This window comes from Nocardioides sp. ChNu-153 (assembly GCF_030466625.1).
Lineage (GTDB): Bacteria > Actinomycetota > Actinomycetes > Propionibacteriales > Nocardioidaceae > Nocardioides.
Genome location: NZ_JADEVT010000001.1, coordinates 151809 through 166262 on the forward strand (window position 1 = coordinate 151809; position 14454 = coordinate 166262).

The window sequence follows — 14454 nt, forward strand, 5'->3', positions numbered from 1 at the left end:
GCGACGGTGTCCGCATCCCTGCTCCTCCAGACCCTCGTCCTCGGCGTCCTGCTCGGTGGTCTCTACGCCCTCCTCGCCGCCGGCCTGACCCTCTACTTCGGCGTGATGCGGGTCGTGATGATCGCCCACTCGGCGTTCCTCATCCTCGCGGCCTACCTCGCGTGGTTCTTCCACCGCGAGACCGGGCTCGACCCGCTCCTGTCTCTGGTGGTGACCGTGCCGCTGTTCTTCGTGGTCGGCTACCTCCTGCAGCGCGGGCTCATCTCCCGCCTGCGCCCGGCGACGCTGACGATGATGTCGGTGCTGCTGACCTTCGCGATCGCCCTGACCATCGAGGGCCTGCTCGGCTTCTTCTTCACCGGCACGCAGCGCCGCATCAACCTCGGCTACTCGGGGTCGAGCGTCGAGGTGTTCGGCGCCCACATCGCAGTGGTCAAGCTGATCGCGTTCGCCCTGGCGGCCGCCGCGCTCGTCGCGCTCTTCGCCCTGCTCAAGCTCACCCGCTTCGGCCAGGCGCTGCGCGCCACGATCCAGCACCCCGAGGCGGCCCGGCTGCTCGGCGTCAACACCGACCGCATCGCGGGCTTCGGCTTCGGCCTGGGCCTCGCCACCGCCGCGATCGGCGGCACGGCGCTCGCGCTGGACTCGACCATCTACCCCTCGCTGCACTGGCACTGGATCGGCCCGCTCATGGCGATCATCGTCGTCGGCGGCCTGGGCAGCATCCCGGGCGCGGCGATCGCCGCCCTGCTGCTCGGCGTGGGCCAGAGCCTGCTGCAGATCCCCATGGGGACCACGTGGGCGCAGACGGTCTTCTACATCGCGCTCTTCGCCACGCTCCTCGTCCGTCCCCAGGGATTCTTCGGAGGTCGTCTTGCCCAGCGCTTCTGACACCACCACGGGTGCCGCGCCGGCCGGCGCCGCCCCCGGCGGCGCCACGGAGCGCCGCTCCCGCTTCGACACCACGCTCCTCGGCGGCAAGATCGCGCTGCTGGTCGTCGTCGGCGCCCTCGTGCTCGTCTTCCCGCAGATGGCCGCGGACCCGTTCATCCTCTCGGTGGGCGTCGTCATCGCCAGCTACGCGGCGCTCGCCGTGTCGTGGAACTTCGTCGGCGGCTTCACCGGCTACATCTCGCTCGGCCACGCGGCGTACTCGGGCCTCGGCGGCTACGCGACGGCGCTGTTCATCACCCGCGCCGACCTGAACCCCTGGGTCGCGCTCATCGGCGGCGGCCTGCTCGTCGCGGTGCTGGCGGTGCCGATCGGCATCGCGTCGCTGCGGGTGCGCGGCGCCTCCTTCGTGATCGTCTCGATCGCGCTGGTGCTCATCCTGCTGCTGGTCGCCCAGTCGTGGGCGTCGCTGACCGGCGGTGCCCAGGGCCTGCGGGTCCCGCGGCCCTTCGGCGAGGACGTGCTGCGCCCCGAGCAGCACGAGCGGTTCTTCTACATCCACGTCGCCTTCGTCGTGGTCGCGCTCGCCCTGTGGTGGGCCATCGACCGCTCGCGCTTCGGGATGGGCCTCAAGGCGATCCGGGAGGACGAGGACAAGGCGCAGGCGCTCGGCGTCCCGACCGGTGGCTACAAGCTGACGGTCTTCGTCATCTCCGCCTTCTTCACGGCGGTCGCCGGCGGCCTCTACGCGCTGTGGTTCGGCTACCTCGACCCGATCTTCCAGTTCTCCATCCTCATCGGGTCCTACATGGTGCTGATGAGCCTGCTCGGCGGCCTGCGCAGCCTCATGGGCCCGGTGCTCGGCGCCGTGGTCGTGGGCTACTCGCTGGAGTTCTTCAAGGTCCACTACGGCGACTCCCAGTTCCACCTCGTCGCCCTGGGCCTGCTGCTCGCGCTGGTCGTGCTCTTCATGCCCGACGGGATCCTCCCCGCGGTGGGGGCGCTGGTCGACCGGCTGCGCCCGGAGAAGCGCACCTCCATCCGCGAGATGACCGCCGAGGACCTGCTCGAGCACAACCGTCGCCTCGACGGCGGGACCGGTACGCCGGAGGGCACGGCCACGCCGGCCGGCTCCGGCCCCGGTGCCACCGACGCCGAGCGCGACCTCGCGACCGTCCCGCCCCGAGAGGAGCAGCGATGACCAGCACCGCCCCCGTCGGCGGCGCCACCGCCACCGCCACCACCGAGCCGTCGCTCGAGACGCGCGGCCTGACGAAGAGCTTCGGCGGCGTCCGTGCCGTCGACGGCGCCGACGTCACCTTCCACCGCGGCAAGATCAACGCCCTCATCGGGCCCAACGGCTCCGGCAAGACGACGTTCTTCAACTGCGTCACCGGGATGATCAAGCCCGACAGCGGGAAGGTCACGCTGGGCGGCAACGACATCACGGGCAAGCCGCCGCACCGCATCGCCGCCGCCGGCATCGGCCGCAGCTTCCAGCTGTGCCGGATCTTCCCGCGGCTCACGGTGCTGGAGAACATGCTCGTCGGCGTGCGCTCGCCGTCGGTGCTGCACCGCATGGGCGGTGCCCGCAACGGTGACGACATCGCCAAGGCGCGCGAGCTGCTGCGCCGGGTCGGCATCGACCACCTCGAGTCCTCCGAGGCCCGGGACATCTCCTACGGCCAGCAGAAGCTCCTCGAGCTCGCCGGCGTGCTGATGGTCGACCCCGACACGATCATGCTCGACGAGCCGGCCGGCGGCGTGAACCCGGCGCTCATCGGCCGCATCGGCACGCTCGTGCGCGAGCTCAACGCCGAGGGCCGCACCTTCGTCATCGTCGAGCACAACATGGACATGGTCATGAGCCTGTCCGACCACGTCGTCGTCTTCGACCGTGGCCGCCCCATCGCGGAGGGCCCGCCCTCCGTCGTCCAGAACGACCCACGAGTCCTGGAGGCCTACCTTGGTGTCTGACGCCCCCCGCCACGCCGCTCCCGCCACCGCGGGAGCCGCGGGCGGCACCCCCGCCGAGCGCCCGCTGCTCGAGCTCGTCGACGTCGAGGCCGGCTACGGCCGGGCCGCCCTGGTGCTGCGCGGGCTCACCGTGCGGGTGCCCGCGGCCACCATCGTGTGCCTCGTCGGCCCCAACGGCGCCGGCAAGTCGACGGTGCTCAAGGTCGCCAGCGGCATGCTCACCCCGCGCTCCGGCAAGATCCTGGTCGACGGCCAGGACGTCACCCGCAACGGCGCCCAGGACATGATCCGGTCGGGCCTGTCGCACGTGCTCCAGGGCCACTCGGTCTTCAAGGAGATGACGGTCGCGGAGAACGTGGGCCTCGGCGCCTACACGGTGCGCGACAAGAAGCTGATCGCCGAGCGCACCGACTTCGTCAAGACGCTCTTCCCGATCGTCGCCGAGCGCTGGGGCGACCTGGCCGGCTCGCTCTCGGGCGGCCAGCAGAAGCAGGTGGAGTTCGCCCGCTCGCTCATGGTCAGCCCGAAGGTCGTCCTGCTCGACGAGCCCAGCATGGGCCTCGACCCGAAGCGCACCACGGCCATGTTCGAGCAGATCGTGCGCATGCGCGACGCGGGCATCGCGGTGCTCCTGGTGGAGCAGAACGCCCGCCGGGCCCTCGAGACGGCCGACATCGGCTGCGTCCTCGACCTGGGCCGCGTCCACATCACCGGTCCCGCGCCGGAGCTCCTGGCCGACCCGCGCCTCGCCGAGCTGTACCTCGGCGGCCGGCCCGCGGTGTCCGCCGGCGCCTGACCTCCCCGAACCCAGCAGGAAGTAGAGACGAATGACCGTCCACACCCAGCGCATCATCATGAACGGCGTCACCGGCCGCATGGGCTACCGCCAGCACCTGCTGCGCTCCGTGCTCGCGATCCGCGACGAGGGGGGCATCGAGCTGCCCGACGGCGACCGCATCCAGGTCGAGCCGATCCTGGTCGGGCGCAACGCCGACAAGCTGCGCACGCTGGCCGCGCAGCACGACGTGGCCGACTGGACCACGGACCTCGACGAGGCCATCGCCGACGACACCGCCGACGACACCGCGGCGATCTACTTCGACGCGCAGGTCACCTCCGAGCGCAAGAAGGCGATCCTCAAGGCGCTCGCCGCCGGCAAGCACGTCTACACCGAGAAGCCGCTGGCCGAGAGCGTCGAGGAGGGCCTCGAGATCGCGGAGGCCGGCTCCGCGGCCGGCACGATCAACGGCGTCGTGCACGACAAGATCTACCTGCCGGGCCTGGTGAAGCTGAAGCGCCTCATCGACGGCGGCTTCTTCGGCCGCGTGCTGTCGGTGCGCGGCGAGTTCGGCTACTGGGTCTTCGAGGGCGACTGGCAGCCCGCGCAGCGCCCGAGCTGGAACTACCGGGCGCAGGACGGCGGCGGCATGGTCCTCGACATGTTCTGCCACTGGAACTACGTCTTCGAGCACCTCTTCGGCCGCGTGGACGCCGTCATGGCGAAGGCGGTCACGCACGTCCCCGAGCGCTGGGACGAGCGAGGGGAGCGGTACGACGCGACGGCCGACGACGCGGCGTACGGCATCTTCGAGATCGGCGACACCATCGTGTCGATGAACTCCTCGTGGGCCACCCGTGTGGAGCGCAAGGAGCTCGTCGAGTTCCACGTCGACGGCACCCACGGCTCGGCGGTCGCCGGCCTCTTCGGCTGCCGCATCCAGCCCCGGGAGCGCACGCCGAAGCCGGTGTGGAACCCCGACCTGCCGACCGACATCGACTTCCGCGCGCAGTGGGACGAGGTGCCGGACAACCAGGTCTTCTCCAACGGCTTCCGCGCGCAGTGGGAGGAGTACCTGCTCGACGTGCACCTCGGTCGTCCGCACCCCTACGGCTTCATGTCGGCGGTCCGCGGCCTCGAGCTCGTCGACGCCGGGCTCACCTCGTCGCGCGAGGGCCGTCGCGTGGTGATGGAGACGAGGACCTCGTGACCTCGAGCACGACGACGCTCGCCGAGCCGGGCACGACGCTCTCCGCGGGGGAGAGGACGGACGGTCCGCTCGTGCGGGTGCCGCGCCGGGACGGCACGCTGCACGCCCTGCGCCTGGGCGCCCCCGGCGCCTGGGTCGACCACCCGGGCCGCTACGCCAGCCGGGAGGTGTTCGCGGCCGCGCACGTGGTCGCGGACCCGTTCGGCGACAACACCCCCGGTGCGCCCGCCGCCATCGACTGGGACGCGACACTGGCCTTCCGCCACGAGCTGTTCCGCTACGGCTTCGGCGTGGCCGAGGCGATGGACACCGCGCAGCGCAACATGGGCCTGGACTGGGCCGGCACCCAGGAGCTGGTACGACGCTCCGCGGCGCAGGCGCGCTCCGTCGGGGCCCGCATCGCCTCCGGCGCCGGCACCGACCACCGGGGCGTGCTGACGACGCCCGACGAGGTGCTCGAGGCCTACCTCGAGCAGGTCGCGCACGTCGAGGACTGCGGCTCGCAGGTCATCGTGATGGCCTCGCGCCAGATGGCTGCCGTCGCCCGCGACGCCGCCGACTACGCCCACGTCTACGGCCGGATCCTCGAGCAGGTCTCCGAGCCCGTCGTCCTGCACTGGCTGGGGGAGGCGTTCGACCCGCTGCTGGCCGGCTACTGGGGCAGCGGCGACGTCGACGAGGCCACCGCCACCTTCCTGGCCGTCGTGCGCGAGCACGCGGCGAAGATCGACGGGGTCAAGGTCTCGCTGCTCTCCGCCGAGCACGAGCGGGGCCTGCGGGCCGCGCTCCCCGCCGGCGTGCGCCTCTACACGGGCGACGACTTCAACTACCCCGAGCTCATCCGCGGCGACGGCACGCACCACTCCGACGCGCTGCTCGGCGCGTTCGCCGCCGTCGCCCCGGCCGCGTCGGCGGCCCTGACCGCCCTCGACGCGGGGGACCTCGCGACGTACGACGCGGCGATGGCCCCGACGCTGCCGCTCTCGCGCCACCTGTTCGAGGCGCCGACGTTCCACTACAAGACGGGCATCGCGTTCCTCGCCTGGCTCAACGGCCATCAGCGCGGCTTCACGATGCTCGCCGGCCTGCAGGCGGGGCGCGACGCGGTGCACCTGGGTCGCGTCGTCGAGCTGGCGGACGCCGCCGGCCTGCTCCGCGACCCGGAGCTCGCCGCGGCGCGCTGGACCGAGCTCGCCGGGGTGCTGGGGGTCGAGGGATGAGCGCGCCCCTCGCCCAGCCCGTCGACCAGCCCCAGGGCGCCCCCGCCCGCGTGCCCACCCCGGAGCCGGGGGACCCGCGCCTGGCGCGGCTCTCGCTCAACCAGCGCACCACGGCGTCGTGGTCGCTGGCCGAGGCGGTCGAGGGCTGCGTCGCGGCCGGGCTCCCGTCCATCGGCGTGTGGCGCGAGCCCGTCGCCGAGGTGGGTCTCGAGAAGGCCGTGCGGATGGTCTCCGACGCCGGCCTGCGCGTCTCCTCGGTCTGCCGCGGGGGCTTCTTCACCGGACCCGCGGCCACCGCGCGGGCGGCCCACGACGAGAACCTCCGGGCGCTCGACGAGACCGCCGCGCTCGGCGCGCCGGTGCTCGTCCTGGTGCCCGGCGGGCTCCCCGACGGCGACCGCGACCTCGCGGGCGCCCGGGGCCGGGCCGCCGAGGCGGTCGCCGCCCTGGTGCCCGAGGCGCAGGCCCGGGGGGTGCGGCTCGGGATCGAGCCGATGCACCCCATCTTCGCGGCCGACCGCGGCGTCGTCTCGACGCTCGCGCAGGCCCTCGACCTCGCCGAGCAGCACCCGGTGGACGCCGTCGGCGTCGTGGTCGACACGTTCCACCTGTGGTGGGAGCCCGACGTGCTGGCGCAGGTGGCCCGCGCGGGGGACCGCGTGGCGTCGTACCAGCTCGCGGACTGGATCACGCCGCTGCCGCCCGACGCCCTGCTGTCGCGGGGCATGGTCGGCGACGGGCACGTGGACTTCGCCTCGTTCACCGCCGCGGTGGCCGCGACCGGCTACACCGGCGACGTCGAGGTGGAGATCTTCAACGCGGACTTGTGGGCCGCCCCTGGTGACGAGGTCGTGGCCACCCTCGCGCGCCGCTACGTGGAGCTCGTGGAGCCCCACCTGGCCTGAACCGCTCCACCCCCGCCGGTCGGGTCCGGCGGGGTTCCTCTCGGGAAGGACCACCATGAACGGTCGCAGCGCGTCCACCGTCGTACGCCGTCGCACCGCCCTCCTCGCCCCGGTCGCCCTGGCGGCCGGGGCGGTGGCGGGGCCCCTCGCCGCCCCCGCCGCCGCGGGGGGCGGGCGCCGCCGTACCGCCCTCGTGCGGCCCCGGGCCCGCGCGGGCGACTGGGCACCCGTCACCCCCGCCAAGTGGGCCTTCACCGGCCGCGACGTCGTGCTCGTCGAGCGCGGCACGGCGCCGAGCGGCCCCCGCCGCCCCTTCGAGTACGCCGTGGTGACCCGCGGCCCCGCCCTGTCGTCGTTCCAGCTGACGGCCGAGGTGCGCATCGACGAGCCCGTCACCCGCGACGACCGCGACGTCGTGCTCGTGTGGAACTACACGTCCCCGACGCGCTTCCACTACGCGCACCTGTCGCAGGACAACACGATCTACCCCCACAACGGGCTGTTCCGCGTCGACGACGCTGACCGCCTGCGCATCGACGACCAGTGGGACGGCACCGTGGGTGCACCCCCGGCCATCGACGACACCGACTGGCACCGCGTGCACCTGGGCTTCGACGCCCGCACCGGCCGCATCGCCGTGCGCCTCGACGGCGCGCGCGAGCCGCTGCTGACCGCCACCGACCGCACCTTCACGGGCGGGCGGATCGGCTTCGGGTCGTTCGACAACCACGGCCGCGTCCGCGGTCTCGTCGCGCTCGGGACCGTCGCGGTCTGAGCGCCCGCGCCGCACCGGGGACCCCGGGCGGCGCCCACCGAGCACGCCGCCCCCGGCCCGAGGGGTCGGGGACGGCGCGGCTGCCGGCGGCCACCGGCAGCGGTTTCATCAACCACCCCCACGGTAACGCGGGGGAGACGAGGAGCACGTCCGATGAGAAGTACCCGAAGGTGGGCCGCAGCCGCGGCCACCGCGCTGGTCGTGGGGCTGATCGGCCCCACGACCAGCGCCGGGGCCGGGACCGACGACCGGATCGCCGACCCCGTGCCGAACGACCCCGCGCAGGCCGCCCTGGGCCTCGTGCTGGAGGAGCACCACCAGTTCCCCCGGACCGAGACGGTCCCGCCCGCGACCGACTACCGCCTCCAGCGCCACGCGCGCATCAACCACATCGGCGACGTGCCCGACGGCTCCGGCCGCCAGTTCGTGCCCGACCTCAACGGCCCGCTCTACTTCCTCGAGGACGGCGAGGAGCAGGTCTACCTCGACGTGCGGGCGCAGTTCCCCGACTTCTTCTCGGGCCGCGGCATGGGGACGGGCTTCGGCTTCGCGACCTTCCACCCGGAGTTCGAGACCAACGGGGTCTTCTACACGGTCCACAGCGAGCAGTTCGGGGCCATCGGCACCAAGCCGCTGACCTACCCGGGCCAGAGCCGCGAGTTCTCGCACTCGGTGGTCACGGAGTGGACCGCCGAGGACCCGACGGCCGACACCTTCACCGGCACCCGGCGCGAGGTCATGCGCCTCGGGTTCTTCTCCCAGATCCACGCGATCCAGCAGATCGACTTCAACCCGACGGCCCGGCCGGGCAGCGCCGACTACGGCCTGCTCTACCTCGCGGTGGGCGACGGTGGCGCCGCCCTGGGCACCGACGTCCCGCAGGACCCGGCGACGCCGTACGGGAAGATCCTGCGGATCGACCCGACGGGCACGAACGGCCCCAACGGCCAGTACGGCGTGCCCGCCGACAACCCGTTCGTCGGCCAGGAGGGGTGGATCGGCGAGATCTACGCCCTCGGCATGCGCGACCCGCACCGCTTCTCGTGGGACAGCGCGCGGCCGCACCGGATGTACCTCGGCCACATCGGCCAGCGCGCGATCGAGGCCGTGTACGAGGTCCGCCCCGGCGACAACTTCGGCTGGAGCGAGCGCGAGGGCCGCTTCACGTTCGACCCGGCCGACGAGTGCGCCCTCTACCCGCTGCCCGAGGACGACGAGCAGCACGGCTACACCTACCCGGTCATCGCGTACGACCACGACCCGCCGGCCGGCTGGCCGTGCGCGGCCGACTCGGGCCACGCGATCGGTGGCGGCTACGTCTACCGCGGTCGCCTGCCGCACCTGCGCGGCAAGTACGTCTTCGGTGACATCGTCGACGGCCGCGTCTACTGGGCCCGGGCCGACCAGATGCGCCAGGAGCGCGACCGTGAGGCCGACCTCAACGAGATGCAGCTGTTCGACACGTCGGGCCGCCGCCTGCGCATGACCGACCTCGCGGGCGACACCCGCGTCGACCTGCGCTTCGGCACCGACTCCGCCGGCGAGCTCTACCTGCTGGCGAAGGCGAACGGCAAGGTCTGGAAGGTCGTCGGCACGAAGATCGCGCCGCGCGTCGACCCGGTCTCGCCGTCGGTCGCCGACGACGTGGTGGCGCGCTACGACTTCGAGCACCCGCTCGCGGTCGACGGCACCCGGGAGGAGGACGCGGGCGCGTCGGGCACGCTGCTCAACCTGGTCAACGGGGGCAAGCGGCAGCGGGTGCTCGACCCGGCCTTCGGCGGCAGCATCTCGTCGCTGCAGACGCAGCAGGTGAACCCCGCCCAGGCGGGCAACGACGACTGGCGGGCCGGGGTCTACGACCCGAACGGCGTCGCGAGCCTCGACCGGTTCGCCGGTGCCGAGCAGATCACCGTGATGGGCTGGTTCAAGATGAGCGGGGACCAGTACCCGCTGCTGAACTCGAACACGCCCGCGCCGGACGACCGCTACAACGCGGTCGGCCTCGCCGGGGTGCTGAGCGGCAACTCGGACGGCCACGGCGTCCGCGCGCTGCTGGAGCTCATCAACGTGGACGGGCAGCTCAAGCTGGTCGCCCTCGGCCGTCGCCTCGACGACGGCGCCTCCAAGACCCTCGCGGCCCACGCCGACTGGCGCACGATCCTGCCGGCGGACACCTGGGTGCACCTGGCGGCGACGTTCGACTACACGACGGGCGAGATGCGGCTCCACCGCAACGGGCTGCCGCTGCGGGCGTCGTACACGGCCACGGGCGACCCGTGGCAGGTCGACGGCACGGGCACCAGCCCGACGCTGCCGCGCGGCCTGAAGATCGGCGGCTCGTACCCGCAGAACACCCGCGAGCAGAACCCGTGCAACTGCCGCATGGACGAGCTCGTGTTCCTCGACCGGGCCATCCGCCCCGGCGAGGTCGCGGCGCAGTACGCGCGCTACCGCATCTCGCGGTGACGCGCTGAGCACCTGAGCGTCCGCCCCGTGCGGGAGGCGCGGAGACCCCGGGCCGACTGCGCGGGGCGGACGTGCGCGTGGTAGGAAAGTGCCTGGTGAGGGCGTCGTACGACGCTGTCGCGAGGGCATCCGGAGTCGATTTCTCGTTCCCGACCCGCGTGTGTATGCTTCCTCGTCGCTTGCCCCTTTAGCTCAGTCGGCAGAGCGTCTCCATGGTAAGGAGAAGGTCTACGGTTCGATTCCGTAAAGGGGCTCTGGGTTGGATTCCCGGGTCCGGTCGTGCGACCGGACCCGGGAGCCCTCCGCCCGGAATGGCGGGGTAGCTCAGGTGGTTAGAGCACACGACTCATAATCGTGGTGTCGCGGGTTCAAGTCCCGCTCCCGCTACAAGACCTGACGCAGCAACACGACGCAGCAACGACCAGAAGGACTTCACCCGTGGCCTCCAAGAGCTCCGACGTTCGCCCCAAGATCACGCTTGCGTGCGTGGACTGCAAGGAGCGCAACTACATCACCAAGAAGAACCGTCGCAACGACCCCGACCGCATGGAGCTGAAGAAGTTCTGCCCCCGCTGCCGGACGCACACGGGCCACCGCGAGACCCGCTGACGGTCCCACCGCTCGGCTCGAGACGGCCGCTCCCCGCACCGGGGGGCGGCCGTCTCGCCGTTCGCGGGGGACCCGGCGGTAACCGCTAGCGTGAGACGCATGAGCCTGGACAGCACGCTGGTGGGGCGCACGTTCCCCGCGACCAGCCCGTACCGCGTCAGCGAGGAGAGGGTGGCGGAGTTCGCCGCCGCGAGCGGCACGCCGTACACCCCCGGCGGGCAGGTGCCCGCGACGTTCCCCATCGTGCTGGCCTTCGCCGCCATGAACGACTTCCTCGACGAGGTCGGCGTCGACCTGTCCCGCATCGTCCACGGCGAGCAGAAGTTCGCCTACGCGCGTCCGCTGGTGGTCGGCGACGTGCTCACCACGGCCCTGACGGTCGCGTCCCTGCGTCAGATCGGCGGCAACGACATCATCGGCACCCGCAGCGACGTCACCGACGCGGACGGCGTCGCGGTGTGCTCGACGAGCGCCGTCCTCGTGCACCGGGGCGGTGCCGCGTGAGCGCCTCGCCCAGCGCCGGCCTGGCGGCCGGGCAGGTGCTGGAGGCCCGCACGTACGCCGTCACCCGCGCCGACCTGGTCCGCTACGCCGGGGCGAGCGGCGACCGCAACCCGATCCACTGGTCCGACCGCGTGGCGGCCGCGGTCGGCCTGCCCGGCGTCATCGCCCACGGCATGTTCACCCAGGCCCTCGCGGCCCGCGCCGTCGCCGAGTGGACCGACGGCGCCGAGGTCGTCGAGCTCGGCGCCAAGTTCACGAACCCGGTCGTCGTGCCCGACGACGACACGGGCGTCGAGGTCGTCTTGGCCGGCACCGTGCGCTCCGTCGAGGACGGCCTGGCGCACCTGGCGCTCGAGGTCACCTGCGGGGGCACCAAGGTGCTCGGCAACCCCCGGGCGGTCGTCCGTGCCTGACCCCGTGCCCGACCCCGTGCCCGACCCCGTGCCCGCCCCCGTGCCCGCCCCCGTGCTCCTGGCGGACCACACGACGCTGCGTCTCGGGGGCCCGGCGCGCCACTTCGTCGAGGCCACGACCGAGACCGAGCTCGTGGCCGCCGTGCGCGCGGCCGACGCGGCGGGGGAGCCGGTGCTCCTCGTGGCGGGCGGCTCCAACCTCGTGGTGGCCGACGCGGGCTTCGACGGCACGGTCGTCAAGGTCGCCACGCGTGGCGTCGTCGCCGACCACGACGGCGAGGGCGGTGACGCGGCCAGCTGCAGCGGGGTGAGCGTCGCGGTCGCGGCGGGGGAGCCGTGGGACCCGTTCGTGGCCCGCGCCGTCACCGAGGGCTGGGTCGGGCTCGAGGCGCTGTCGGGCATCCCGGGCGCCGTCGGGTCCACCCCCGTGCAGAACGTCGGCGCCTACGGCCAGGAGGTGGCCGACACGATCGCGTCGGTGCGCACCTGGGACCGCGTCGAGGACCGCCAGCGCACCTTCCCCGCCGCCGACTGCGGGTTCGCCTACCGCCACAGCCGGTTCAAGGCCGAGCCCGACCGCTACCTGGTGCTCGAGGTGACCTTCCAGCTGCGCGTGGGCCGCCTCGGGGGGCCCGTCCGCTACGCCGAGCTCGCCCGCACCCTGGGCGTCGAGCCGGGGGAGCGCGCGCCGCTCGCCGACGTGCGCCGCGCCGTCCTCGCGCTGCGCACGGGCAAGGGGATGGTGCTGGACGACGCCGACCCCGACACCTGGAGCGCCGGGTCCTTCTTCACCAACCCGATCCTGGACGCCGCGCAGGCGGCCGCCCTCCCGGCCGAGGCGCCGGCGTTCCCCCAGCCCGACGGGCGGGTGAAGACCAGCGCCGCCTGGCTCATCGACCACGCCGGGTTCGGCAAGGGGTACGCCGTGCGGCCCGGCGCCCGCGCGAGCCTGTCGACCAAGCACGCGCTGGCGCTGACCAACCGCGGCGGGGCGACGACGGCCGAGCTGCTGGAGCTGGCCCGCGCCGTGCGTGACGGCGTCGAGCAGGCGTACGGCGTGCGCCTCGTCAACGAGCCCGTGACGGTGGGCTGCGCCCTCTAGGCGCCTCCAGCCGCGCTGCCGACCCCGGCGGGGGCGGCCAGCCAGGCGTCGACGTCGGCCAGGCAGGCGGCGCGGAGGTCCTCGGGCATGCGCGCCGCCCGGAACGACATGCGCGCCAGGTCGGCCAGCACGTCGTCGCCCAGCTCGTGCGCCGCGCGCATCGTGGCGTACTGCCCCGCCAGCTGGGAGCCGAACAGCAGCGGGTCGTCGGCGCCGAGCGCGACGGTCGCCCCCGCCGCGAGCAGCTCGGGCAGCGGCACCGAGGTGAGGTCGGAGAACACCCCCAGGGAGACGTTCGAGGTGGGGCAGACCTCGAGGGCGACGCCGGCCGCGACCACGCGGTCGAGCACCCGGGGGTCGTCGGCCGCCCGCACGCCGTGGCCGATGCGGTCCGCGCCGAGGTGGTCGAGCACCGCCGTCACCGAGGCGGGGCCCAGCAGCTCGCCGCCGTGGGGCACGAGCGCCAGGCCCGCGCGGCGGGCGATCGCGAAGGCGCGGGCGAAGTCCGCCGTCGTGCCGCGCCGCTCGTCGTTGGACAGACCGAAGCCGACGACGCCGCGTCCGGCGTACTGCGCCGCGAGGCGGGCCAGGGACCGTGCGTCCAGGGGGTGCCGCGTGCGGTTCGCGGCGACCACGAGGGCCATGCCGAGCCCGGTGGCGGCCGACGCCTCGCGCACGGCGTCGAGCACGAGGTCGGTGAAGGCGGTCATGCCGCCGAACCGCGCGCCGTACCCGCTGGGGTCGACCTGGATCTCCAGCCAGCGACCGCCGTCGCGCACGTCGTCCTCGGCCGCCTCCCGCACGAGCCGGCGGACGTCGTCGGGGGTGCGCAGCACCGAGCGGGCCACGTCGTAGAGCCGCTGGAAGCGGAACCAGCCCTTCTCGTCGCCGGCCGAGAGCCGCGGCGGCCAGTCGCGCACCAGGGCGTCGGGCAGCGCGACCCCGTCGCGCTCGGCCAGCTCGAGCAGCGTCGCGTGCCGCATCGAGCCGGTGAAGTGCAGGTGCAGGTGGGCCTTCGGCAGGGTGGTGATCGAGCGGGCCGGGGCGTCCATGGCCCTCACCCTAGGTGGGCCCCCGAGCAGCCCCCGCGACGCATTTGGACGCGGCGTGACCCGAGCCCCTACACTCGGCTGCTGGTGGTCCTGCCACAGGATCCGCTGCGCCCGGGAGACCGGGGGCGCCGGGTGCGCGAGGCCGCCGTAGGGCACTAGCTCAACTGGCAGAGCATCGGTCTCCAAAACCGAAGGTTGGGGGTTCAAGTCCCTCGTGCCCTGCGAGGAACACCGTGGTCCCGGTCCCCGGGAGCGCGGACGCACTAGGCGACGAAGGGTGGACAGCGTGTCGGACGAGAGCGCGGTGCGCAGCTCGAGGGACGACGACGCTCGTGGTCCGGAGGAGCGCAAGCCCCGGACCGGTCCGCTGACCTACTACAAGCAGGTCGTCGCCGAGCTGCGCAAGGTGGTCTGGCCGACGCAGCCGCAGCTCGTCACCTACTTCATCGTGGTGATGGTCTTCGTGCTCGTCATGATGGTCCTCGTCTCGCTCCTCGACCTCGGCTTCGGAAGGCTGAGCTTCGAGATCTTCACGACGAGCGAGTGACCGCG

At 73.2% G+C, this 14454-nt stretch carries 15 protein-coding genes and 3 tRNA genes; 17 read left to right on the forward strand and 1 reads right to left on the reverse strand.

From position 1 onward, the window contains the following. Window positions 1-6: 6 nt before the first annotated feature. From INN71_RS00710 to INN71_RS00780, 15 genes are all read left to right on the forward strand, one after another. Window positions 7-891 (forward strand): branched-chain amino acid ABC transporter permease, encoded by an 885-nt coding sequence (locus INN71_RS00710; RefSeq protein ID WP_277497364.1) that lies wholly within the window; start codon window positions 7-9, stop codon window positions 889-891. Continuing rightward, the gene (locus tag INN71_RS00715; protein ID WP_277497363.1) at window positions 875-2092 is read left to right on the forward strand and encodes a branched-chain amino acid ABC transporter permease; all 1218 of its coding nucleotides are present in this window, start codon (window positions 875-877) and stop codon (window positions 2090-2092) included. The genes INN71_RS00710 and INN71_RS00715 overlap by 17 nt, the downstream gene beginning before the upstream one ends. Beyond that, a complete protein-coding gene (locus tag INN71_RS00720) occupies window positions 2089-2868 on the forward strand; it encodes an ABC transporter ATP-binding protein (protein WP_277497362.1) in 780 nt (259 codons plus the stop codon). The genes INN71_RS00715 and INN71_RS00720 overlap by 4 nt, the downstream gene beginning before the upstream one ends. Next, on the forward strand, window positions 2861-3664 hold the full coding sequence (locus INN71_RS00725) for an ABC transporter ATP-binding protein (RefSeq protein WP_277497361.1): 804 nt from the start codon (window positions 2861-2863) through the stop codon (window positions 3662-3664). The genes INN71_RS00720 and INN71_RS00725 overlap by 8 nt, the downstream gene beginning before the upstream one ends. A 31-nt stretch (window positions 3665-3695) precedes the next feature. Then, on the forward strand, window positions 3696-4856 hold the full coding sequence (locus INN71_RS00730; RefSeq protein ID WP_277497359.1) for a Gfo/Idh/MocA family protein: 1161 nt from the start codon (window positions 3696-3698) through the stop codon (window positions 4854-4856). Continuing rightward, complete coding sequence (locus INN71_RS00735) at window positions 4853-6076, forward strand: dihydrodipicolinate synthase family protein (RefSeq protein WP_277497358.1); 1224 nt, start codon at window positions 4853-4855, stop codon at window positions 6074-6076. The genes INN71_RS00730 and INN71_RS00735 overlap by 4 nt, the downstream gene beginning before the upstream one ends. Then, window positions 6073-6981, forward strand: coding sequence for a sugar phosphate isomerase/epimerase (locus INN71_RS00740; RefSeq protein WP_277497357.1), 909 nt, complete (start codon window positions 6073-6075; stop codon window positions 6979-6981). Before INN71_RS00735 ends, INN71_RS00740 begins: the two co-directional genes overlap by 4 nt. A 55-nt stretch (window positions 6982-7036) precedes the next feature. Further along, the gene (locus INN71_RS00745; protein ID WP_277497356.1) at window positions 7037-7756 is read left to right on the forward strand and encodes a hypothetical protein; all 720 of its coding nucleotides are present in this window, start codon (window positions 7037-7039) and stop codon (window positions 7754-7756) included. 153 nt (window positions 7757-7909) lie between these two features. Next, the gene (locus INN71_RS00750) at window positions 7910-10222 is read left to right on the forward strand and encodes a PQQ-dependent sugar dehydrogenase (protein ID WP_277497355.1); all 2313 of its coding nucleotides are present in this window, start codon (window positions 7910-7912) and stop codon (window positions 10220-10222) included. Between the two features lie 181 nt (window positions 10223-10403). Next, window positions 10404-10476 (forward strand) — tRNA-Thr (locus tag INN71_RS00755). Window positions 10477-10535: 59 nt separating this feature from the next. After that, window positions 10536-10609, forward strand: a tRNA-Met gene (locus INN71_RS00760). A gap of 51 nt (window positions 10610-10660) precedes the next feature. Then, the gene (rpmG, locus tag INN71_RS00765) at window positions 10661-10831 is read left to right on the forward strand and encodes a 50S ribosomal protein L33 (protein WP_277497354.1); all 171 of its coding nucleotides are present in this window, start codon (window positions 10661-10663) and stop codon (window positions 10829-10831) included. Window positions 10832-10930: 99 nt separating this feature from the next. Further along, window positions 10931-11335: a MaoC family dehydratase N-terminal domain-containing protein gene (locus tag INN71_RS00770; protein WP_277497353.1), complete on the forward strand. Its 405-nt coding sequence runs from the start codon at window positions 10931-10933 to the stop codon at window positions 11333-11335. Between the two features lie 20 nt (window positions 11336-11355). Then, entirely contained in the window at window positions 11356-11748 is a 393-nt protein-coding gene (locus INN71_RS00775) for a MaoC/PaaZ C-terminal domain-containing protein (protein WP_277497504.1), read from the forward strand. 4 nt (window positions 11749-11752) lie between these two features. Then, window positions 11753-12850: a UDP-N-acetylmuramate dehydrogenase gene (locus INN71_RS00780; protein WP_277497503.1), complete on the forward strand. Its 1098-nt coding sequence runs from the start codon at window positions 11753-11755 to the stop codon at window positions 12848-12850. Here the strand turns inward: INN71_RS00780 and INN71_RS00785 are convergent. Next, entirely contained in the window at window positions 12847-13902 is a 1056-nt protein-coding gene (locus tag INN71_RS00785; RefSeq protein WP_277497352.1) for an adenosine deaminase, read from the reverse strand. The two genes, INN71_RS00780 and INN71_RS00785, sit on opposite strands and share 4 nt — an antisense overlap. A 149-nt stretch (window positions 13903-14051) precedes the next feature. On the opposite strand from INN71_RS00785, the gene INN71_RS00790 reads away from it, so the two are divergent. Then, window positions 14052-14124, forward strand: a tRNA-Trp gene (locus INN71_RS00790). A 64-nt stretch (window positions 14125-14188) separates the two neighbouring features. Beyond that, window positions 14189-14449 carry a preprotein translocase subunit SecE gene (gene secE, locus INN71_RS00795; protein ID WP_346812509.1) on the forward strand — a complete coding sequence of 87 codons (261 nt, stop codon included), beginning with the start codon at window positions 14189-14191 and terminating at the stop codon, window positions 14447-14449. Window positions 14450-14454: the final 5 nt, after the last annotated feature.

What these genes read in the sequence shown, in the direction of transcription:
- INN71_RS00750 (WP_277497355.1), top strand. Translation starts at nt 7,910, where the DNA reads ATGAGAAGTACCCGAAGGTGGGCCGCAGCCGCGGCCACCGCGCTGGTC.
- INN71_RS00720 (WP_277497362.1), top strand. Translation starts at nt 2,089, where the DNA reads ATGACCAGCACCGCCCCCGTCGGCGGCGCCACCGCCACCGCCACCACC.
- INN71_RS00745 (WP_277497356.1), top strand. Translation starts at nt 7,037, where the DNA reads ATGAACGGTCGCAGCGCGTCCACCGTCGTACGCCGTCGCACCGCCCTC.
- INN71_RS00740 (WP_277497357.1), top strand. Translation starts at nt 6,073, where the DNA reads ATGAGCGCGCCCCTCGCCCAGCCCGTCGACCAGCCCCAGGGCGCCCCC.
- INN71_RS00730 (WP_277497359.1), top strand. Translation starts at nt 3,696, where the DNA reads ATGACCGTCCACACCCAGCGCATCATCATGAACGGCGTCACCGGCCGC.
- INN71_RS00785 (WP_277497352.1), bottom strand. Translation starts at nt 13,902, where the DNA reads ATGGACGCCCCGGCCCGCTCGATCACCACCCTGCCGAAGGCCCACCTG.
- INN71_RS00770 (WP_277497353.1), top strand. Translation starts at nt 10,931, where the DNA reads ATGAGCCTGGACAGCACGCTGGTGGGGCGCACGTTCCCCGCGACCAGC.